General features: G+C 64.1%; 17 protein-coding genes. 8 read left to right on the top strand and 9 right to left on the bottom strand.

Annotated elements, in window-relative coordinates; genetic code table 11:
• Positions 1-209 precede the first annotated feature (209 nt).
• From FHW97_RS19575 to FHW97_RS19565, 3 genes are all read right to left on the bottom strand, one after another.
• On the bottom strand, positions 210-1271 hold the full coding sequence (locus FHW97_RS19575; protein ID WP_168353345.1) for a glycosyltransferase family A protein: 1062 nt from the start codon (positions 1269-1271) through the stop codon (positions 210-212).
• Positions 1268-3811: an aminotransferase class I/II-fold pyridoxal phosphate-dependent enzyme gene (locus FHW97_RS19570; RefSeq protein WP_168353346.1), complete on the bottom strand. Its 2544-nt coding sequence runs from the start codon at positions 3809-3811 to the stop codon at positions 1268-1270. Before FHW97_RS19570 ends, FHW97_RS19575 begins: the two co-directional genes overlap by 4 nt.
• A gap of 151 nt (positions 3812-3962) precedes the next feature.
• The gene (locus FHW97_RS19565) at positions 3963-4124 is read right to left on the bottom strand and encodes a hypothetical protein (protein ID WP_171799559.1); all 162 of its coding nucleotides are present in this window, start codon (positions 4122-4124) and stop codon (positions 3963-3965) included.
• Between the two features lie 175 nt (positions 4125-4299).
• On the opposite strand from FHW97_RS19565, the gene FHW97_RS19560 reads away from it, so the two are divergent.
• From FHW97_RS19560 to FHW97_RS19535, 6 genes are all read left to right on the top strand, one after another.
• Positions 4300-5226 carry a LysR family transcriptional regulator gene (locus FHW97_RS19560; RefSeq protein WP_028657921.1) on the top strand — a complete coding sequence of 309 codons (927 nt, stop codon included), beginning with the start codon at positions 4300-4302 and terminating at the stop codon, positions 5224-5226.
• A 184-nt stretch (positions 5227-5410) separates the two neighbouring features.
• The gene (gene modA / locus FHW97_RS19555) at positions 5411-6277 is read left to right on the top strand and encodes a molybdate ABC transporter substrate-binding protein (RefSeq protein ID WP_168353347.1); all 867 of its coding nucleotides are present in this window, start codon (positions 5411-5413) and stop codon (positions 6275-6277) included.
• The gene (locus tag FHW97_RS19550) at positions 6274-7593 is read left to right on the top strand and encodes an MFS transporter (protein WP_168353348.1); all 1320 of its coding nucleotides are present in this window, start codon (positions 6274-6276) and stop codon (positions 7591-7593) included. Before modA ends, FHW97_RS19550 begins: the two co-directional genes overlap by 4 nt.
• Positions 7594-7761: 168 nt before the next feature.
• A complete protein-coding gene (locus tag FHW97_RS19545) occupies positions 7762-9123 on the top strand; it encodes an MFS transporter (protein ID WP_370525477.1) in 1362 nt (453 codons plus the stop codon).
• Between the two features lie 117 nt (positions 9124-9240).
• Entirely contained in the window at positions 9241-9561 is a 321-nt protein-coding gene (locus FHW97_RS19540) for a hypothetical protein (RefSeq protein ID WP_028657923.1), read from the top strand.
• A gap of 72 nt (positions 9562-9633) precedes the next feature.
• The gene (locus FHW97_RS19535) at positions 9634-9945 is read left to right on the top strand and encodes a hypothetical protein (RefSeq protein WP_370525478.1); all 312 of its coding nucleotides are present in this window, start codon (positions 9634-9636) and stop codon (positions 9943-9945) included.
• A 496-nt stretch (positions 9946-10441) separates the two neighbouring features.
• Here the strand turns inward: FHW97_RS19535 and FHW97_RS19530 are convergent, their stop codons facing one another.
• The 6 genes from FHW97_RS19530 to traA form a co-directional block, all read right to left on the bottom strand.
• Positions 10442-12085, bottom strand: coding sequence for a response regulator receiver domain (locus FHW97_RS19530; protein WP_171799557.1), 1644 nt, complete (start codon positions 12083-12085; stop codon positions 10442-10444).
• A 38-nt stretch (positions 12086-12123) separates the two neighbouring features.
• On the bottom strand, positions 12124-15075 hold the full coding sequence (locus FHW97_RS19525) for an ATP-binding protein (protein WP_171799556.1): 2952 nt from the start codon (positions 15073-15075) through the stop codon (positions 12124-12126).
• A 36-nt stretch (positions 15076-15111) separates the two neighbouring features.
• Positions 15112-15504: a very short patch repair endonuclease gene (locus FHW97_RS22405; protein ID WP_221190890.1), complete on the bottom strand. Its 393-nt coding sequence runs from the start codon at positions 15502-15504 to the stop codon at positions 15112-15114.
• Between the two features lie 38 nt (positions 15505-15542).
• Complete coding sequence (locus tag FHW97_RS19515) at positions 15543-16646, bottom strand: DNA cytosine methyltransferase (protein WP_171799554.1); 1104 nt, start codon at positions 16644-16646, stop codon at positions 15543-15545.
• 366 nt (positions 16647-17012) lie between these two features.
• Positions 17013-17579, bottom strand: a complete 567-nt coding sequence (locus tag FHW97_RS19510; protein WP_171799553.1) for a hypothetical protein — start codon at positions 17577-17579, stop codon at positions 17013-17015.
• A gap of 154 nt (positions 17580-17733) precedes the next feature.
• Positions 17734-20679 (bottom strand): Ti-type conjugative transfer relaxase TraA, encoded by a 2946-nt coding sequence (traA, locus tag FHW97_RS19505; RefSeq protein WP_171799552.1) that lies wholly within the window; start codon positions 20677-20679, stop codon positions 17734-17736.
• A gap of 182 nt (positions 20680-20861) precedes the next feature.
• Between traA and FHW97_RS19500 the strand changes: the two genes are divergently transcribed.
• Together FHW97_RS19500 and FHW97_RS22400 are read left to right on the top strand one after the other, a co-directional pair.
• Positions 20862-21194 (top strand): conjugal transfer protein TraD, encoded by a 333-nt coding sequence (locus FHW97_RS19500; RefSeq protein ID WP_171799551.1) that lies wholly within the window; start codon positions 20862-20864, stop codon positions 21192-21194.
• Positions 21195-21210: 16 nt separating this feature from the next.
• Positions 21211-21426: a conjugal transfer protein TraD gene (locus FHW97_RS22400; RefSeq protein WP_171799550.1), complete on the top strand. Its 216-nt coding sequence runs from the start codon at positions 21211-21213 to the stop codon at positions 21424-21426.
• Positions 21427-21469 lie beyond the last annotated feature (43 nt).

Below are 21469 nucleotides of genomic sequence, written 5' to 3'. Positions count from 1 at the left end.
CAACCAAGCCGCCGGAAAAACCGGCTGCACCGCATCGGTGAAGCGGCATATATGGAGCACTGCCCAAACCGTCAACGGCCATTTTTCCACAGGGGTGCCATAGCCACCAAAAACCCAGTATTTCCGGGACTTATTGGCGTTACATTTTTGTGATCAACGCCTTTTCGGCGGTGTTCGCGCGACTCACTGCAGCGGTTTGCGTGACAGAATCAGGCCCTTTTGAGTCGCGATGCCAGCGCGCGGCCCGTTCCGATCAGCAGCGACGTGGCCGAACGCATGCGCGAACGTGGGTGTTGCGCCAACCCGGCCGGGCACAGCGCCACCACGTCTGCCCGCGACAGCGTGCCCGAACGCACGCAGGCATCGCCCAGCCGCCACCACAGACGGGCGTATTCTGCCAGAATCAAAGCCAGATCGGCCGCATCGGGCCGCCGCGTCGCCATGAAATGCCCATGGACCACCGCGACCAGCCGGCCCACCTCGGCCAGGGTATCGCGACAGGGCACCGGCACGCCGCCGGTGAAATGGTGCAAGACCAGATGCGCCGCCCGTGGCGCATCGGCACCGAACAAGTCTGTGTAAGGCTGGGCCAGAACGGCCGCCGCGCTCTGTTCCATCCGCGCGGTATAGCGCTGCGAGGCACCACCGGGATGGATGCGATAGGTCGCCAGCGGCGTGTCGATTCGGGCGAGCGCCCCGAACCGGGCGAGCCGGTGATAGAGATCGAAGTCTTCGGCATAGAGCCGATCGACCTGCTCAAACACGTCAAGCCGGCGGGCGGCTTCGGCCCGGAACATCACCGACGACCAGACCAGCGGATTGCCCAGTTGTAACCGCCAATCGATCAACGCCGGCGAGGTATGAAATGGTGCACGCGGCCCCGAGATCGCGCCAGACTTGAGGATATCGACCGCGGAGGCCACGAGCACGACATGCGGGTTGGCCTCGAGAAACGCGTGCTGCACGGCAAACCGGGCCGGATGACACAAGTCGTCTTGATCCAGCCCGACGATGAATCGGCCACGCGCCGCCGCAAACGCCAGGTTGCGCGCCACTACCGGGCCGCCATTGCGCGGAGCCGCAATCACCCGCACGCGCGGATCCTCCACCTCGCGCAGGCGGGCCAGAGTATCATCGGTGGAACAATCGTCGACCACCACCAGTTCGAAATCGGGCAGGGTCTGGGCCAGGACACTGGCAATCGTGTCCCCGATCAGGGCGCCACCGTTATAGGCGGCCATCACCACGCTGATCAGGGGTGCATCTGTCATGCCACGGCCTGGCAGGGTGCGGCGCTGGTGGCCGGCAGGACCGCATCGACGATCATCTGCCCCACATCATTCTGCCACAGCCACAGCCCATTGGCGTTGCCACGGAAACTCGGCTCTCCACCCAAAGGACCCCATGGCACGAAGCCGGCGGCAAGGCCGATGCCGTAGGCGCCCGGCACGATCTGCCCGGCGGCATCGCGCAGGCGGCAGTGACGATCGACCATCGGGCCAGGCTGCGGACCATCGCAGGCGAGCATGATCGGCGCGCCTGCCGCATCGAACAAGGGCAAGGCGCGCGGCCGATAGCCGGTTGCCCCGATCACCACGTCGGCTGCGTCAAGCGCCGCGCGCGCCGCGGCCGGATCGTGCTGGTCCAGTTGCAACAGCGTCAGGCGCGGTTCCGGCGCGCGTCCGCCCACGGCCAGCATGCGCAGCACAAGTTCGCGCGCTTCCAGCCGGAACCCGGCGAGGCGATAGACGAAGCCGCTGACCGGGCAGATGTCCGCCTCGGTAAAATCGGTGAAGCCTTCGGCCAATGCCGCTTCGCGCGAGGGGTAGAACGGCCGCAACGGGCGACGATGCAAAAGAGTGATGCCCCCGGCGCCGAGCGACAGCGCAGGATCGGCCTTGAGCAGCAGGACCGCCGCCGCCAGCGCGCTGGTCGATCCACCAACGATGGCAATGCGCGGGGCGCTGTGCGGATTGCTCCGCGCCGCAAGCCGCTGGCGCAGCGCATCCATTCCTCCCAGCCGCAGGAAGGCGTCCGACAGCACGAGGCGCTTCCCGGCAATGTCGCCCAGCGTGCCCCCGGCCAGTGGCGCCGCATGCACGGCCTGCGGGCATTGATAGCCGCCGGTGGCCAGCACGATATGGCGCGAGAGCAGGTCACGCGTCTGCCCCGCGCCATCCCGCACCGTCGTGCGCCAGCGGCCGTCGCTTTCGCGCTGGGCACGCAGCGCGGCATGCCCGGTCAGCACGCTGGCGCCATGGGCGAGAGCCACATCGCACAACCGGTCTCCCGTCACTGCGAGCAGGTCTCCCGCCTCGACCAGCGGTGCGCCCAAGGCGCCGATGTGTCCGGCCATGGTCATGCCCGCCGGATGATCGATCAGCGCGGCAAGCTCGGGATGGGCATTGTCCTTGACCGCGCTGAGAAAGGTTTCGGCCGTACTGTCGGAGCGGATGGCATACTGGCCCAGTTCGCCCCGCCCCAATGCCGGCCCCTGCTCCACCACGGCCAATCCTTCGGCCAGGACACCGAGCCGGTTCTGCTTGCTGGCGGCGGTCAGCATCGCTGTGCCGGCCGGGCCGCCACCGATCAGCACGGTTTCGAACGTCGCGCATGGCGGCATCGTCTGCTTATCCCCCTTTGGCCGCCCGTCAGCGCCCGGCGTGACCGCCGCGATGGCGGCCATGAGCTGTTCGATCACCGTATCGACATCGGCAAGGCTCATCCCATCGGTGATCGGCAGGGACAGCACGCGCGCGGCAAGGTCATCGCTCACCGGCACAGGTTCGATCAGGGCATGGTCGCGAAACCACGGCTGCATGCCCAGATGCGGGCTGAAATAGTGGCCGGCGCCCACGCCACGCTGGGCCAGGGCGGCAATCAGGGCTGGACGGTGTGCCGCCAGATGAGCCGGCAGCAGCAATGACCAGAACTGGAACGCCTGCCGCCCCGCCGCCATCGGTGCCTGGGCGGCAAAGCCCGGCCCCAGCCGATCCAGGGCCGCGTGATAGGCATCGGCCAGCGCGGCACGATGGCTGCAGACGGCATCGAGTTCCGCCAGCTTGGCCATGGCGAGAACCCCGCCCACTTCCGACAGCTTGGCATTAAGGCCGGGCAGTTCCGCCGCGCGGGCAGCCCCGAAACCGAAGTTGCTCATCCGCCGCAACGCCGCGATCAGATCAGCATTGCCGCTGTGGATCAGCCCGCCCTCACCCGTGGCGAACGTCTTGGTGGCATGCATCGAATAGACCACGGCGAACGGGGCGCCTGCGCCGAAGTTGACGCCATGGGCATCGCAACTGCCGAGCGAGGCCGCAGCATCGATCACCACCGCCACGCCATGCCGCCGGGCCAGCCAGGCATAGCGATCAAGATCGAGGCTGCGCCCGAATGCCGCATAAGGCACGATCGCCGCCACGCGGGCGCCATGGCGCGCGAGCAGGCGCTCTTCCGCCTGGGGATCAGAGGCCCAGGTCTGCGGATCGACATCGTGGATCAGCGGCGTCAGGCCGGCCCATTCCACCGCCTGGGCCGTGGCGGCAAAGGTAAAGGCCGGCACCAGTGCCAGAGCGCCAGGGCGAAGACGCGGCCCGGCAGCATGCCGAATGGCCAGGATCAGGCCCAGCGTGGCATTGCCGACGGCCAGGCAATCCCCCTTCCCGCCAAACAGCTGTGCCACCGCCGCTGCTTCGAACGCCCGCACCGCCGGCCCGCCGTTGCTGAAAATGCCACGCTGCTCAATCGCCGCAAGCTCGTCGGCCAGAGCGCTGAAGCGCGGGGGATTGGGGGCAATAAGTGGAATCGAGGGCATCGCAGGGCATCCCTGGCAGCAGGAAACACGCGCCTGTTTGCCTTGCCATCCCTAACATGCCGTTAGCAATGACTTTGATCGCCATGTCCAATGCCGAGACGGATTCATTGCGAAATACTAACGCGTCGCTGCGCCAACTTTGCCATCCGCGCTATTTTCGGGATTTGGTCGATGGCGAATGCAACCGCTGATCGGCTTCTACCAGCCGTGGCAGCACCGCCTTGGCCATCAGATCGTTGCCGGGTGTCGCCCGGTTACAAGCGCCTGCGGTGATCATAGCCACCCGCAACCGATACTTGGCTTCATTCACCACCGCGAACACTCCCGGTAGGCAACGATCTCGACCAGCGCACCCCGCTGGTCTGCATGGACGCGGGCATAATCGGCGATGGGCGCCTGTTCGAGCTGGGCAGCGCCGCGACGCATGCTTGGGAACAGGCCGTGATTTGCCGGTGCAACAACCGGCACGCGCGTGCTAAACGACCAGGGTGAGCCTGTTGAACTGCGAAATACTCGACCTGCGATCGCTGGTCGCTGTTGCCGAGTGCCGCAACTTCGTTCGCGCAGCGCACCAGCTCAATCTGTCGCAGCCCGCGCTCAGCCGCCGGGTACAGAAGCTGGAAGCGCTGGTGGGAGAGGCGCTGTTCGAACGCAGCACCCGTAGCGTTCGCCTGACCCCGGCCGGCCAGCAGATCATGCCACTGGTCCGCCGCCTGCTCGACGAAATCGACACCTCGCTCCTTGGCAAGATGGCGCTGGGCGAGCGGCAGGACGGGCGGATCGTGCTGGCCAGCATACCCAGCGCAACGGTTCGCTTTCTGCCAAGCGTGCTCGAGCAATTCGGGCGGGATTATCGCAATGTGCGGGTAAGGGTGCTGGACCTTTCCGCGACGGAGTGCGCCGAGGCGGTTCGCACCGGCGCGGCGGAATTTGGCCTTGCGCTACCGGTCTCGAGCGACGCCGATCTGGTGTTCGAACCGCTTTACGACGATCACTATGGACTGGTCTGCCGCAAGGATGATCCGCTGGCAGCAATCGACAAGCCGCGCTGGGAAGACCTGGTGGGACTGCGGTTGGTGACGGTCCATACGGGAAGCGGAAACCGCACGACGTTGGACGCGGGCCTGGCACCGCTCAATCTCGATCTGCGGTGGTTCTACGAAGTTACCCGGCTCACTTCGGCCCTGGCGCTGGTCGATGCCGGGCTGGGCGCGTCCATCCTGCCACGGCTGGCGTGCGAAGGACCAGAGGCGCGCGATCTCGTCTGGAAGCCGCTGCAGGGCGCGACAATCTTCCGCACCATCGGCGTTTTGCGTCGTCCTGCCGTCGCATTGTCTCCTGCCGCGCATCGGCTGCTCGGCCTGCTCTGTGACGCCTGGCGGGAGCGCGGAAGGAACGACACCATTCCAGATTGAAGGCAGCGTGGCGGCTGGGGGGCCGGCCGAAGGCGCATGATTTATGCGCTTAACGCATAAAGAGTGCCGATCGTTGCATTTGATGAAACGGCCATATTCTGACTTCCTGTTGCTGCCCTGAAGCTGCCGCCCCCTTTGTCAACGGTGGCGGCTTTAGCGGGTCGAGCAAGCAGTGAGAGGATATATGAACGCGCCAACTATCGCCCATGCGCGTGCGCGCCAGACCCAGAACAAGCTGCGCCGCATGCTGGGAAGGTTGCTGCTGCCCATGGCGGCGCTGGCCGGATGCAGTGCCAACACGCCTGCCAGCACGCCCGCACCACACGGGCCGCACACGGAACTGCGGGTGTTGACCTCGGGCGGCTTCACCTCCGCCTTCGCGCGTCTGTCGCAGCAGTACGAGCGGGAAACCGGCGTCCACATCGTCATCGCACACGGCCCCTCGATGGGCGAGACCCCGCAAGCGATCCCACACCGCCTGGAACGCCACGAACCTGCTGACGTCGTCATCCTGGCCAGGTCTGCGCTCGACACGCTGACTGCCGACGGTTCCATCATGCCCGGTACGCAAACGGATCTCGTGCTGTCCAAGATCGCCGTCGCGGTAAAGGCTGGCGCGCCCGCCCCCGACATCAGTACGGCCGCAGCAGTCCGCTCGGCGCTGCTCGCCGCCAGGTCCGTGGCATGGTCCGACAGCGCTTCGGGCGTCTATATCCAGACGACGATGCTCGACAAGCTGGGCATCGCCGATCAGGTCCGCCGCAAGGGCCGGATGATCCCCGCAACGCCCGTCGGCCAGATTGTCGCCAGTGGCGAGGCAGAGCTGGGCTTCCAGCAACTGAGCGAGTTGAAGCCGGTCAAGGGTATCCGCATCGTCGGCCTGCTGCCGGCCGACCTGCAAAAGGTCACGACCTTTTCCGCCGGCGTCGTCGCCTATTCGCCCCATCCTGCCGACGCGAAGGCGCTCATTGCCTATCTCGCCTCTCCCAAGGCCAGTGCCATCATCCGCGAGAGCGGACTCGAGCCTGCACCGCAGAAGGTTCTGCCATGACCCAAGCTTCCGCCGCAAATCCGCCGCCAGCGACACCGGCAGCGCCACGGGCCAGCACGCGTTCGGCCTTCACGTCGATCTTCATCGTTTCCAGCGGCAACTTCCTGGAAATGTTCGACTTCATGGTGTTCGGCTATTACGCCACCTACATCGCCAAGGCGTTCTTCCCAACCGGCAGCGCATTTGCCTCGCTCATGCTGACGCTGATGACGTTTGGCGCGGGCTTCCTCATGCGTCCCGTCGGCGCGCTGGTCCTGGGCGCCTACATCGACAATCACGGCCGCCGCAAAGGTCTCTTGCTGACACTGGGCCTCATGGCATCGGGCACGCTGGCCATCGCCATCACGCCCACCTATGCGCAGATCGGCCTAGCCGCACCGATCATCATCCTGGTCGGTCGCCTGGTGCAGGGCCTCTCGGCCGGTGTCGAGGTGGGCGGCGTATCGGTCTATCTCAACGAGATTGCGCCACCGCACCGCCGGGGCTTCTTCTGCGCGTGGCAGTCGGCAAGCCAGCAAGCCGCCGTGGTCTTCGCGGCACTGATCGGCCTGCTCGTCTCAAACTCGCTCGATGCCGCAACGATGCAGGCGTGGGGCTGGCGTGTGCCGTTCGTCATCGGCTGCATCATGGTCCCGTTCCTGTTCGTCATCCGTCGTCACATGGAAGAGACCGAGGCGTTCCTCAACCGCCAGGAGCACCCACAGCTCAACCAGATCGTGGGCATCGTCGCTGCGAACTGGGGCCTGGTGCTCAAGGGCACGTTGATGGCGGTGATGACCACCGTGTTCTTCTACATGATCACGGCCTACACGCCGACCTTCGGCAGCAAGGAACTCGCGCTGTCCTCGGGTGAAAGCCTGTTCGTCACCGCGTGTGTCGGGCTTGCCAACTTCACGCTGCAGCCGATCATGGGGGCGCTGTCCGACAAGGTTGGGCGCAAGCCGCTGCTGATCACGGCCACCGTGCTGGGCGGATTGCTGGCCTACCCGCTGATGAGCTGGCTGGTTGCAGCGCCAAGCTTTGGCAGACTGCTGGCGGTGGAACTGCTGCTGGCGGCCATCTATGCCACCTACAACGGCGCGTTCATCGTCTTCCTGACCGAGATCATACCGGCGCACGTCCGCACCGTGGGCTTCAGCCTGGCCTATAGCCTGGCGACGGCGATCTTCGGTGGCTTTACCCCGGCTATCAGCACCGCGTTGATCGGCGCCACCGGTGACAAGGCAATCCCGGGGGCATGGTGCGCCGCGGCCGCCCTGCTCTCGCTGCTCGCGCTTGTGATCGGCGGCAAGCACGCGGCCCGCGCCAAGGACTGACCCCTGCCCTTCTCTTCAACACAGTGCGGGCCGCCTTCTGGAACATGACCCGCACGGTTCTCTCGTCAGGATAAGGGATTGAACGCAAACACGGATAGGGCGATCGAACGGTCCGCGGGGCTGTGGCAGCGCATCGCGGCGCGTCCTCGCACGTTCAGGAGCACGGCGGTGGTCGTCGCTTCGGCCATGTTCATGCAGCAACTGGACAGTACCGTGCTGACCGTGGCGCTGCCCACCATGGCCCGGGATCTGGGCGTGGCGGCGCCAACGCTGAGCCTTGCGCTGACCAGCTATCTGATCGCGCTGGCCCTGTTCATTCCGGCCAGCGGCACACTTGCCGATCGATTCGGATCGCGCATCGTGTTCTGCCTGTCCATTGCCATCTTCCTCGTTGGATCGGTGGCCTGCTCGCTGGCCTTCAACCTGCCATCGCTTGTCGCGGCACGGTTCCTGCAGGGCATCGGCGGGGCGATGATGGTGCCGGTCGGCAGGCTGGTGGTCTTGCGCAGCGTCGACAAGAGCGAGATCGTCCAGGCGCTGTCGTGGCTGGTCATGCCGGCCCTCGTTGGCCCGATCCTCGGGCCTCCGCTCGGCGGCATGATCGTAACCTGGTTCGATTGGCGCTGGATCTTCTACATCAATATCCCGATCGGCATTGCCGGTATCGTCTTTGCCATCATGCTGGTGCCCAACATCCACGGATTGCAGGCGCGGTTCGATTGGGCCGGCTTCTTCCTGTCCGGGGCGGCACTCGCTTGCATCCTGTTCGGGCTGGAGCTCGCCAGCCGCAGCGGCACGGGGACCGTGGCCCTCGCCCTGCTGCTTCTCGGCAGCCTGCTTGCCGCAGCCTACCTGCTCCATGCGCGCCACACCCAGAACCCGATCCTCGACCCTGCGCTGCTGCGCACCACCAACTTCCGTCTGTCGGTCATTGCAGGATCGCTGGCGCGCATCACCCAGGGCGCGCAGCCGTTCCTCCTGCCGCTGCTGTTCCAGCTTGGCTTCGGCTTTTCCGCGGCGCTGACCGGGACGCTGACCGTCTCGGTCGCCATCGGCGGGCTGGCGATGAAGACGCTGGCCCCGCGCATCCTGCGGCGCTGGGGCTTTCGTCGCAGCCTGATCGTGTCCGGATTGGCGGGGACGGCGGGCTATGCGTTGTGCGGCGCATTTCGACCGGAATGGCCCTTGCCGCTGATCGTCCTGATCCTGCTCGTCGCCGGGTTCTTCACCTCGTTCCAGTTCACCGCTTACAACGCCATCGCCTATGCCGATATCGACGAAGCACGCATGAGTTCGGCGACCAGCTTCTATGCCACGTTCCAGCAATTGAGCATGTCGCTCGGCATCTGCCTCGCCGCAGCGACGCTGGAACTGGCCCCGCGGATGGCCGGTCGCGGGGTGCTGACGCTCGGTGATTTTTCCCTGGCCTTCCTCCTGGTATCCGTCATCTCGGGCAGTGCCATCATCTGGAACCGCAGGTTTGCGGCAGAGGCAGGCCAGGCTCTCACCAAACCCGCAGCGGCTCCGTGACGCTTCCGGCAAGAAGTGCCCCGGCGCCCATGATCAGACGGCGCACGTCGCTTTCCCATCGATCATGCGGTCGACATTGCCGTGGCTTGGCGACGGAATCCTGCTAACCGCATCGCCATGTCAAACATGCACAGGCTTGCCGGTACCGTCGAGGTTGACGGGCTTCGCTACGATTGGGAACTGCGACGCGAGCCGCAATGGAGCGAGTTTGATGGCTGGCGCGGCATGGCCGTTGCCTTGCTCCAGCAAGATGCCCCGCGTGGCGCGATCCTCGAATTTCCCACTCCCAAACGCCTGCTGAAAGGCTTGCCACCCAGCCGGCTGCAAATCAGCGACGCCCTGGTGTCACGCGGCATTCGCGCCGCCCTGCTCGCCGGGTGGGAGCCGATGTCGCGCGGCAAGACCATGGTGTTCGTCGTCGATGCAGACGGCAACTAGGCCGTTACAAGCTTGGAGAGCATGATGAGCGTTTCGGCAAAACCCTGGCAAAGCGACGTGGTCTGCACATGGTTGGAACGCCGCATCGACGCCGCACGACTGGATCAGATCGCGGCGGACCGGCGGGGATATGAAGGCCAGGACGACTATGACAAGGCAGCCGCCGAGGAATGGGTCTGCCGCGCCGTAAAGGCAGCCGCGCGCCAGGGCGACCAAACCGCCTTCGCCGCCCGCCTCAAGCACTTGCTGGGGCAGGACGACTATCAGACCACGGGCATCTATGACGACCGGTGCTTTGAAAGATATGTCCGCGCCAACCTCAGGAAACTGGCCAAGATGGCCAAGACCAACGTCGGGTTCGAGAACACCTTGCGCTATCAATGAGCAGCGCTGGCGCCGCAGCCCCCTGCCTCGCGCGCGCCCAACCACGCCCAATCGCGAGGTCTATCGCCGAGGTCGCCTGCGGCAGCTGAGACCGAAATCGGCACTGTATGGGATGAAACCCAGCTGCGCCGAGCCGGAATCGAATTGATAAGACAACTATATGATTATCAATAATAATATAATTGTATATACATTTATCTCCATCAACTGAACCATCAATGTAAATTTCAATCTCGGTTCTATTCCGAATGCCGGAATCGAACTGATTTCAGCCGCGATTCGCGAAGCGGATTTGTATCCGATTTAGGCGAAGAATGGGGGAGGAGGGGCGGCCTCCGCCGCGATTTCGGACGTCCCCGCAGCAGGGGGTCGACAACGAAACGTAAGACCGTATGTCCGCCGTGCTCATGAGGGCGGCTTGCCGTACACTTTGGCTCCGAGGGTTACTCGGGCAGCCGAGCTGATCCTCTTTGCAGGAGGACGAGCCAGTAAGCTCTCACCCCTTGAGATTTCCTCCACGCCTGAGCCATTCGTACTCGTCGAGTCCCACCCGCCCAAGAGCGCTGGCCATCTCACTTGCTGCCCGTTGCGCCTTGAGCTGATCTAGGTCTGCGACCCAAGTGTACTTTTTGCCGTCAACATCCTCGAAGACGAACTTTCCGGTCACCGGTTCGACTCTGGCAGTGATCTTTCGAGTACCGCTGTCTGGCTTGAAGCCGGCAAAATGCCTCGTCGAGACTGAAGTTAGAAGGTTCATTCTCAATTTTACGTGCTGCGCATCGTTGCGAACCACCAGCCAGAAGTCCTCTCCTTGCCCGGAGGGTGTCAGGGTCGTGAAAGAGAAGAACGTGTCCTTCTGGAGGCGAACGGTATCGCAAATCGGCTGAGTGCAGAGCATGTATGTGCCACTCTCCGCGTTCTCAGCTCTCATCCAAACGATGGAACCAATGGTGAGGTGAGGAGCCCATCCTGCGGGAGAGGGGGTAAAGCCATCTGCCTCTCGCGCGTGCGAGCTGAGACGAGCCAACTCGGAGGTCCGCTCCTGCTCGATGACATCGGCAGCACCTTCAGTCAGGTACAGACCGCGGTGCAGGAGTTTAACCTTCTCATTCCCTTGAACCTTGGTCTTTGCGTCACCCTCAACAAGGCTCGCCTTCGCAAGCTCGGCGGAGATATTCTGCTCGCCAAGAAAGGTGCCCAGCGCCCCCTGTGCGTGGTGGTCGAACCAAGCGGAGATAGTGGCGGGGCTGAGCACCTTCTCCAGCTCACCATTCCGCGTGAGGAAGCCTTTCATCTGGAGCAGCAGGACACCCAGCAGGAACTCGCTCGTGTCCGACGGATCCTGGAGCACCATGCGGTGCCCGAGCAGTGCGGGATCGAGATTGCTCCGGAACAGCGACAGAATATGATGCGTCCCATCACGAACCGCTGCCACTGCGGACATCGCGAAGGCGGGCATCAATCCTTCAGCTTCCTTTGCGAACTCGCTGATCGCCAGCACCGGTAGATCGGCGACCTTGGTCCCCTCCTTGCCCCAACTCTTTTCTGCGAAGACGATGCGAGTTGAGCCAACCTTCAGAGTCGGCTGCAAGCCCTCCGGTCGTCCGAACTCGAACCCCTCAGCCGTAAGCCGGCTCTCCAAGTTGCTCCGGCGATCGATTAGGGGAGTGGCGCTGGTGTAAACTATCACCAGTCGCATGCGACCATTTTGCTCGCGGTCCTGACGGAGCAGGTCGACAAGTGCGCGCTGAGAGAGGTCGGCATTGCCCTTGCGGAGGAACCAGTCGAGGATGACGACGTCGGCGTTTGTGCAGGCCGTCACTGCCCGCTGGACGATCGCGTCATCCTCATCCGTTTGCGCAGGCTTAAGGACGGCGCAGACGATGCGCTGATCGAGAAAGGCGTCGGCGAGCGGCTTCAGATCGACGTCGGACGATCGCTCCTCGCCGCTCAGATTCCCAGCCTGCCCACCAGCGGCGGCCAGCCCGGCATCGGTGAGCTGTTCGCTGTGGCTCGCTTCGGCTGCCTCTGCCCCGAGGAAAGCCGGCTCGATCAAGGGCTCCTGCGGTAGCGGAAGCGTACGATCGACAAAGGCTTCGTCATCGATCAGGATTGCGGTGCGTAGGAAGTTCTTCGTCACTCCGCTACAGATCGCAGGAAAGTCAATAGCTCCGCTCATCAGGCCTCCGACACTTCACTGGCCGGTGGCGTGATAAGGAACAGCGGGTGCTGGCCGGCTCCTACACGCGACAGGCGGATGTCCATCCCCTCCCTCTTGAGGGACTCACGGGAGAGGTAGAGGCCCATGCCACGTCCCCCCGGCTTGGCGGTCTCACCGAACTCGAAGATCCGTTCCGCATCGCGCTCATCAATGCCGGGACCGGTGTTGCCGATGAGAAAGCCCTCGGGTCCTGCGTCTAAAGTGATCACCCGGTTTCCTTCGCGAAGCGCTCCGAGCCAGTGGACCGCATTGTCCACCACGTTCACGAACACCGGCATCAGCGTCGAGGGATATGTCACCATAGCGTGGGTGCGGAACTCCGAGGTGGCGAGCAGAGTGACGCCATGTCGCTCCAGGCGGGGCTCAAAGATCGTTCTGACGAAGTCCTCGATCTCGGACCCGCTGACCTCCACACGGCTGCGACTTAGGCGGCGATTGAGCGGCACGAACAGTTGCAGGTAGGACTCCAGGTGCTCGAAGCTGATCCGCAGCCTTGAATACAGCCCCTCGAGCGACTTGTTTCGGTCGGCCCAGGGACGCAACGCATCCAGCCCGCGGTTGATGTTCCGGACCTGACCCGTGAACTCGTGCTGCACCAGCCCGAGGGCCATGCCGACCTGCGCGAGATCGGCATATTGATCGACTTGCGCCTTCAGGTCGTCGTTCTCACTCTCCAGCGCGGCCGTGACGTCTACCGTGAGCATGTCATCGCCCAGCGCAGTGAGGATCGAACTCAGCTGTACATCCAGACCCTGCATCAGACGGAGTGAGCGTTCGCTGGTTTCCCTGATGTCCGAGATCAAGCGGTCCCGGCGCCGCTCGAGTTCCCCCGCGTCGAGCTCCGCGACGTTAGTACGGGCCAGATCCGCCTTCACGGTCTCCACCCGGCGACCGAGATCCGCCCAGCTCGAGTTTATCGTAGCCCTGATCTGCTTCTCGAATTCGACAAGCGCGGTCGAGGTCGAGCGGCGGGCACTTCCCACGGCTGAAAGCGCTGTCTCGCTCTCCTCCTCGACGGGCTGATCGAGACGGAGGCGGAGCTCGAACCGAACCTCTCCGGCTTCCGCCATCTCGCGCACCACCGCCGCGATGTGCTCGCGCAGAGGCTCGACATTATCTACCAGCTGACGCCTTCTCTCGGCGCCGTACGCCTCCCAGTCCTGCTTCTGGCGCTTGTTCAGCCCGAATGCCCTAGGTCGAGTCACCCCCATGGCGCCCTCGACGCCTGCGAGAGCGCTTCGAATCTCGCTCTCGAGCCTCAGGAGCTGGTCGCCCGCGTCGACTGGATCCGGGTTGTTTCTGATTGCCAACACCCTGCGGTCGAACTCTTCGCGGATCTCCCCGCAACGGTTTGAGAAGGCACCGGCCCTAGCCTGTTCGAAGAACTTCTCCAGCGAGCGATCGAATGTCCGGCGCAGGCCGGCCACCTGCTTCGCGCGCTTCTGGAGTAACTCGTACTCGCGCTGCTTGATGGCGCGGATCTGGTTGAAGTCCGTGGTGAGCCGCGCGTTCTCACGGAAGAAATCGGTCGCCAGCCGCTTGAAAAGCTCCTCGATCAATACCGCAAACTGCCGATAGGCGCGGTTCTGACGGAAGCCCTCACGTCCCGCCTTCTCGACGAGGCTCCCATTGTCCAGGTGAGTGATCTCCACCGCTCCGAACAGCCGCCGGTAGGAGAAGAACCAGTCCTTGGCGGCCAAGGTCCGCCGCCGCTCGATGTTGAGCCAGTCGTAGTCGGAGTTACCATAGGGGAGGACGCGGATGCCGTCACGGTAGATGTAGAGACCACCAATGCGGTCGCATTTGTCGGCCAGCCTCTTCCACTCGTCCAAGGGCATGCGGGTGTCGCGGGCGGCACCCTGGATGTAGGCGAAGTTGATCGCGAAGGGGCCGCACGCAGTGCCACCCCGTATGTCGGAGGGAGGTGCGATCACGAACTCGTGATCGACGGTGCCGTAGATCCGCACGGTACCACGGAATGTGCCGTACTCGTCGAAGGTACCTTCCACGTGGTGATCGGCGGATGCAAACTCCTCCGGCGTGAAGAAGCTGCGGGGTCCAATCAGGTCCTCACTCGAGCCATCGGAGCGGTGCTCCCAAAACTCGGCGGTGATCGGCGGAGCGGTCGCCGCGCCCCGCATGGTGTTGCCGAAACCTAGGAGATAGCGTTCGAGCGAAGTCGCCCCGATGTCGGCGCCGGTGGTCAGTTGGTTGACGGTGAGGTCAAGGACCAGCTCGGGGCTAGTCGGCTTCACGATGAAGTGGGTGCCATAGGGTCGTTCGTCCAGTGAGGAAGGCCCCAATGCTGTGTAGATGGCGCCAGGATCAAAGGCGAAGGCATCGAGCTCACGGCGGATGAGGGCTCTCGTCCCTGCCCCGATGACATCATCTAGTTCGTCTAGATTGCGTGCCGCGGCGGCGATCAGACCAGCGATATCTTCCTCGGTTGGCCTTCGACCACCGGACAGGGTGAGCATCGGGATTTCGATTCGATCGAGGTCCAAGCCAGGCTGCTCGAACAACGACCAGTTCACGAACCCGAGAATCGGGTCGGGGTTGGCTTCCTTCCGGATCGCCCGACTGTAGACGAGCACCTGTGGCCCGATAGCAGCGATAGCGAGGCGCCCAATGCCTTTTTCACCGAGACTGGTCCGACGGGGAAGGCCCTCCGGGCCGGTCCAAACCGTTCGATTGGGATTGTTCTCGAAGACCTTGCTCTCGGTGCCGAGCGTCAGCCACTTCGTCTCGAAGTCTTCGGCGCTCATTCCGAGCCCGTCGTCGCGCAGGAGCAGCAGATCCAAAGAGTGGATGTAATCGACCCGCACGAGATGCGCATAGGCGTCATGAGCGTTTTTGAAGAGTTCGTGGATAGCGGTCGGTATGCCCGCGATCTGCTGACGCCCCAGCATGTCGACGGCACGAGCCCTGACTCTAACCTTTGCCACTCAGCGGTTCCCCTGCTCGTCCTGCAGGTTCGCTCTGGCGCCTAGCACGACACTCACCATCTCGCCGACCGAGATATACTCCCATAGACGGATAACCGTCCAGTCCAAGGCACGTAGATGATTGTCGGTGCCCACATCCCGTGACTTGTTCCCCTCTAGCTTCGGGGTCCACCAGCCACTGTTGGATGCTGGGACGCTGCCGTGCTCCGGGCAACTGCGCCAGAAACAACCGTCGATGAATACCGCCAGGCGCTGCCGGGGGAAGGCGATGTCCTTGGAGCGCCGGGCCCGGCCAGGGACGAGGTAGTGCACCCGGAAGCGCGCACCGCAGCGGTGGAGACACCGACGGAGGTCCAACTCCGGGCCGGTGTCGCGCGAGCGCTGTCGGCTCATCCTTGAGGACACGACCGTGGAACTTGCTGTTGGTTTCGTCAACATTCGACCGACAGGTCAAGCGCTGCCCTGAAACCTTGCGCGAGCTTGGTGATCATCAATGGCGGGACCGCATTGCCGATCTGACGGGCTAGCTGGGTCGAATTCCCAATAAAGGCGTACTCATCGGGGAAGGTCTGCAGCCGCGCCGCTTCCCGGGGAGTAATGGATCGGTCCTGCTCGGGGTGCGCGAAGCGGCCCTTGGTTACGTCAGTGCACCCCGTGGTGAGGGTCGGGGCGACGGTCGACCAGGACATGCGTCCGTACACATCCGGGAAGGAACTATCGTCGGAATGGCAAGCCAGCCGCAGTGCAGGCGGAAGGCTGCGGCGGCTGCCACCATCCCTGGGGATCGCCCGCAGCCGTTGGAGAGCCAATGTGCTGTGCTGGCGGGCGCGGTGCAGCGAATCGGTCTGGGATTGCTCACCTGGGCCGAGTGGGGCGAGATCGCCGATCGCGTCCAGCACCGATCTGCGCGGCGCAGAGAGGTCGAGTGCCTTGAACAACTCAACCGCTTCGCGGCAGCGCGAGGCCAGCATGATACAACGCCGGCGCCGCTGGGGAACGCCGAAGTCTGCGGCGTCCCTGACCAGCGGGCCGGAGATGTGGTAGCCTAGCCCAGCTATCCGATCGGTGAGCTCATGGAGTATCGCCGAGTGCCGTGGGGAAGCCAGCCCAGGAACGTTCTCAAAAAACACTAGGCGCGGTCGGATGAACTCCACCAGCGCGACCGAGCGCACAATCAGCTGATCGCGGCTGTCCGCTTTTCCACTCCTATTCTGACTGCTAAAGGGCTGGCAGGGCGCGCAGACGACCATCAGGTCTACCGCGGCATGTCCTGTCGCCGCTCCCAGTCGGGCACCAATGCTCTCGTCGCGGATGTCCTCCTCGAGCAGGATGACCTCGGGATGGTTCGTACGGTACGTTCTCGCCGCGACCGGGTCGTTGTCAACGGCCGCGAGAATTTTCCATCCCGCCGCCTTGAGCCCGGTGGTCACACCACCCGAGCCACAGAAAAGATCAATTACCGTCCCCGTCACAGCTACATGACTTAGCCGGTAGTTGTGGCACTCGGGAATAGGTAAAATCAAGCGGTCGATCATTCTTCGGCCCGTGACCTCTAGCTCAGGCCCTTAACCGCGGGTCGAGCGGCACGAGCTGTTTGCCCGCGCCACGCCCGCGTCGAGGGTCGAGGGTCAAGGGAAAGGACGGGCGTCAAGTTGGCGTCCTGGTTTGCCTCAAAAAGCGGCCGATCTTCGGAGTTGCTCAGCCGTAAGCAGCCCTTCCGCTCAGCAGAAGTAGTCATTTGAGCCTTTTCTCGGCATCTACGAACGGCGGCTTCCAGCATTTTACACCTCGGTCTTGACTACTCGTTAGGTGAGCCTTGCTGCCATTCGGTTTGGATGAATAAGCGACCGCTTCAGCCGGCTGCTGCCCGAAAGCAGCCTCACTGGACTGTCCCTCCCCCATCACGGCCGATCTTCCCTGCGCGCCGTCGCGATCAGCCGTTCGCCTGCGGCCCTCTGATCCATGTTCATGGTTCGCGCCGCCATCCACTGGGGCACATGCCAACTGGCCGGCAGGGACCGAGCGATGGCTCCGGGGAGCGTGGCGCATAGGAAGCTGCCGGCAAGCAGTCCCGCCGCCGCGCTCCATATCTGACGCTCGATCTGCCGATCGGCAGCCTGTCCGCGCTTCACCACGCTGTCGATTTGCCCGGCAGACCTGTCGAGCGCAGCGCGGGCAGTGTCGAGCATGCGCCTATCCTCGGCGCGCACCGTCTGGGCGGCGAGGTTGATCTGCTTGGCCATTTCGGCAGGCGTCAGCGAGACCGCCGGTGTCTGTTCGATGGCGGCAAGCCGGGCGTGGACATTGCCCAGACTGCGATCGATGCCATCGAGCGCGGCGGTGTGGTCGGGGATTCGCTCGCGTGCCGCCGTCAGATTGGCAACGGCATTGTGCAGGAGGCTGAGCTCGTGCCGCACGGCCTCGAAAGCCTGGGCGGTGGTCACTTCGGTGTCGGTGGTTTCGGTCATAGGCGCAGGCTAAACCGTGCCAGTTTTGGAACGCCAGACCCTGGAACCTCGCTGGAAGGGGTGAGATTGGTGGCCGTGTCGGCGCGGATGCTGCTGAGGCGACTTGAGATTGTGCCAAGCGGCGAAGGCTTTGCGACTCGGGCTTTGGCCTGTCCTACAGCCCGAGCCCCCGCCCCCGGCCTAGATCGAGGCCGTGCTCGAACGCGAGCTGGGGGCCTAGTTTACGCTGGCTGTCCATCATGGTGATGCCAAGTTGGGCCTTGCGGCTGGCCAGCAGGGATTCAAGCTGCGGATCGCGCTCCAGGCTCCTGGCCATGTTTGCCATGGCGGTGCGCGCGCTCTTGTGGGCGTCGATGTCGCCGGCCGCATAGTGGCGATCGGCCTGGTTGGACAGCTCGTTCCAACGGCTGACGAAGCGGTCGGCGCGAAGCTCGGGATTGGTGCGCAGCTCGGTTTCGAGCTGTAGCGCCCGGATGGCGCGATTGGCATTGCCGCGTGCCGCTTCGCTCGCCAGGCTGGGGTCTCTGGCATAGGCCGCCTCGGCATCGCGCGGCCCATGCGGGCGCAGTTCCTCGAACGCCTTGCGCGCGGACTTGAGCTCGGCAAGCTGTTCGGGAGTTTCCCGGCCGCCCTGGCCACGTGCGCTGTAGATCCCGTCGATCGCTTTGGCATGGCGTGTCAGCGCCTCCATGCGCTCGCATCGCAGTTGCGCCTCGCGGGTTTCAGGGCCGGTCGGGATTGAAGCGATTTCAGGTGACGGGGCGACAGGACGGAGCAGATCTTTGGAGACCTTGAAGCGGTGGCCATCAAAGTTCACCCGTTCGGGTAGGGCTGAGAAGTTGGGCACCTTGAGCTTGAGCCCGTCGAAGATGCCGCGCCTGGGCTGCACTTCGGGCGCAGGCTCGGGTGCGCGGGCATAGTCCGATGCCATGTCCTTGCCGCGCTCGCGGCTGAGCGCGCGGACAAGCCGATCGCGATCGGCGAAGTCATCCTTGCCGTAATGCAGATCGACCTGGTCCCTGTGCCGCGAGAGCGCGACATAGGAAGCATGGCGGTCGAGCCCTGGCGTTGCCAGTACATGGACGCTGTCCACGGTCATGCCCTGCGCCTTGTGGATGGTGGCGGCGTAGCCGTGATCGATATGGGCATAGTCCTTGAGATCGAAGGCAATCGATCGCCCATCGTCGGTGCGCACGCGCATGGCGATCTGGCTCACGTCTTCCACCGTGCCGAGCGTGCCGTTCTTCACTTCCAGGCTGCGCTCGTTCTTGAGGAACATCACGCGATCGCCGGACGCGAACGACCGCTGCCCACGTTCCACCTCCAGGCCGACATCCTCACCGAGCATTTGGGCGGCGCGCATGCGCCCACGCGCAGCTTCGTTGAGCTCGCGTACTTCATCGTTGGTGTGTGTGAGAATGATCCGGCTGGCATCGGGATTGGCCATGCGATTTCGATCCCAGCGATCGATCAGGTCTTCGCGTGCCTGCTCGCGTGTCTCGGCGGCGTGGACATGGCCAGCCTCTTCATAGGCCGTCAGCGCCTCGTCCGTGCGGCCGGTGGCAAGCTGGCGCGTGGCATCGCGCTGCCAGTCCTCGGACTGGCGGCGGATGGTGGTGATCTCGACCGCGCCGTGACGCTCGGCAATACTGCGGAACGAGGCACCGGCTTCGATGGCCTGGAGCTGCTCTGGATCGCCGACCAGCACGACCTTGGCACCACGCTTCTCGGCCTCGCTGATGACGCGCTCCATCTGGCGCGTGCCGATCATCCCGGCCTCGTCGATGACGAGGATCGATTTGTCGGTCAGCAGCTCGCGACCCTGGCCCCATTGATGTTCCAGACTGGCGATCGTGCGCGACGCAATGCCAGAGCCGCTTTCGAGGTTTTCGGCGGCAATGCCCGACAAGGCCGCGCCATGGACGGTGTAGCCGGCCGACTCCCAGGCTTCACGCGCCACGCCCAGCATCGCGCTCTTGCCGGTGCCGGCATAGCCGATGACGTTGCTGATCCCGCGTGCCTCTGTGACATGCTCCAACGCGCCGCGCTGTTCAGGCGAGAGCACCATGCCGCGTTGCTCGGCGTGGGTGAGCGCGCGTTCCAGGTGACGGTCATTGACGCCATGGTGGCGCCGCGCGTCCAGCGAGATGGTCGCACGTTCTAGCCGCTGTTCGGTCTCCAGCATGGCGCGCGAGGTGAAGCGCTCCTCGCCGCGTCCGTCAGGACCCAAACGGACAAGATCGGGTGAACTGCGCACCGCCGCCAGCACGGCATCGAACTGGTCCTTCCCCTCGCTGTGGCGGTGCACGAACATCGCAAGGTCGCGATCGGTGAAAGTGGCCTGTTGGTGGGTGATCGCATCGAGCGCGATGCCGGGGTTGGCGAGGATCTTCTCGCCATTGCTCCGGGCAATGGCAAAATGCTCTTCCAGCCGCTCGCGGACCAGGCCTTCCTGGGCCATGCGCGCTGCGGCTGGGCCGATCTTGTTCTGCGGCTCCAGGTCGATGCCCTGGGCCTCGAGACTCCGGTGATCAATCCGCGCGTCGATATCGAGCTGGGCCAGCCGTTCGTTGACGTGTTCGGCCCAGGCTTCGCGCCAGTGGGTCAGCAGCTCCGTCTTATTCCACTCGCGCACTTTGCCGCCGAAGCCATCCGATCCAACTTCGCGCATGCCCAGCATGACATGGGCATGGGGCTTGGCGAGGCCGTCGGGTCCGACATCCCAATGCACATTGAGATCGGCGACCATGCCCCGGTCGACGAATTCCCTTTGCACAAAGTCCCGCGCCAGCGCGATGCCATCGGCCTGGCTCATCTCGCGGGGAATGGCGAACTCGATCTCGCGGGCCAGCTGCGCGTCCTTGCGCACTTCGACCGCTTCGACGTCGTTCCACAGCGTCGCCCGGTCGCGCCATTCTTCCGGCGCGCCCTCGGGCAGCATGACTTCGCTGTGCACGACGCCAGTCTTGTTGGAGAAATCGTGGTGCCGGTCGAGCCGCTGATCATAGAGCCGATCGGCCGAGCGATAGGCGGCGGCGGCCACGGCGCTGGAGCCGCCACCGCGCGAAATGACTTTGGCCGAGAAGTGATAGATCGCCATGGCGACACACCAGATACGCCCAAAAGCGCACGTCGGCACGACGTATAAGCGCGCCCTCAAAAGATTTCATCATTCTCGGGACGGCAGAATCCCATGAGGTTTCAGGCAATTGGCATTGATCGTCAAGGCCGATAACTGGAAGGCCTCACGGTGCAACAGACCGCCGTCACAGGACACCAGACATGCGCAAGCCCCGCAACTATGACGAGGACCTCAAGGCTCTCACCGCCAAGGCCAAGCAACTCAAGGCACGCAAGCAGAGCCAGTTGGGCGAACTGGTTGAAGCCACTGGCGCCGATCACCTTACAATCGAAGAGCTGGCCGGCGCGCTGCTCTCGATTGCCGCCATCACCGATCCGACGCGACGGGAGGCATGGCGCAAACGCGGCGCTGCGTTCTTTTCTGGCGAGCGGACCGAACAGGCTTCTGGCCCACGCACTAGCGACAACGCGCAACCAGCAGCGCCGCACGACCAGCGCCCGTCATCGTCTGGCTCTGCAACAGGCGCGGCATGACACAAGGGTCTGGCAGGTGAAGCGCCGTGAACGCACGCGGCAATTGATCGAGCTGGGCGGGCTGGTCGCCAAGGCTGGCATCGTCGAACTGACCGACGATGATCGTGCCGCGATCTTTGGGTTGCTGGTCGAAGCGGCGGCGAAGCTAAAGTCCGACGACACCGGCAATCAACTGGCGCTGTGGCAGCGGCGCGGGCGGCGAGCTTTTGCCGAGGCCGGCGACAAAGACTGAGCACCCGGCAACGCGCGTCCCACAAACCGTCGCCAGCACGTTG

The sequence above is a fragment of the Novosphingobium sp. SG754 genome (assembly GCF_013149315.1).
Lineage (GTDB): Bacteria > Pseudomonadota > Alphaproteobacteria > Sphingomonadales > Sphingomonadaceae > Novosphingobium > Novosphingobium capsulatum.
The sequence above is the reverse complement of the archived record's forward strand: the minus strand, read 5'-3'. Positions and strand labels throughout refer to the sequence as shown.

Bases quoted from the DNA above. Each gene is read 5' to 3' on its own strand.
- FHW97_RS19575 (WP_168353345.1), bottom strand. From the start codon at position 1,271: ATGACAGATGCACCCCTGATCAGCGTGGTGATGGCCGCCTATAACGGT.
- FHW97_RS19570 (WP_168353346.1), bottom strand. From the start codon at position 3,811: ATGCCCTCGATTCCACTTATTGCCCCCAATCCCCCGCGCTTCAGCGCT.
- modA (WP_168353347.1), top strand. From the start codon at position 5,411: ATGAACGCGCCAACTATCGCCCATGCGCGTGCGCGCCAGACCCAGAAC.
- FHW97_RS19550 (WP_168353348.1), top strand. From the start codon at position 6,274: ATGACCCAAGCTTCCGCCGCAAATCCGCCGCCAGCGACACCGGCAGCG.
- FHW97_RS19540 (WP_028657923.1), top strand. From the start codon at position 9,241: ATGTCAAACATGCACAGGCTTGCCGGTACCGTCGAGGTTGACGGGCTT.
- FHW97_RS19525 (WP_171799556.1), bottom strand. From the start codon at position 15,075: ATGCTGGGGCGTCAGCAGATCGCGGGCATACCGACCGCTATCCACGAA.
- FHW97_RS22405 (WP_221190890.1), bottom strand. From the start codon at position 15,504: ATGAGCCGACAGCGCTCGCGCGACACCGGCCCGGAGTTGGACCTCCGT.
- FHW97_RS19515 (WP_171799554.1), bottom strand. From the start codon at position 16,646: ATGATCGACCGCTTGATTTTACCTATTCCCGAGTGCCACAACTACCGG.
- FHW97_RS19510 (WP_171799553.1), bottom strand. From the start codon at position 17,579: ATGACCGAAACCACCGACACCGAAGTGACCACCGCCCAGGCTTTCGAG.
- traA (WP_171799552.1), bottom strand. From the start codon at position 20,679: ATGGCGATCTATCACTTCTCGGCCAAAGTCATTTCGCGCGGTGGCGGC.
- FHW97_RS19500 (WP_171799551.1), top strand. From the start codon at position 20,862: ATGCGCAAGCCCCGCAACTATGACGAGGACCTCAAGGCTCTCACCGCC.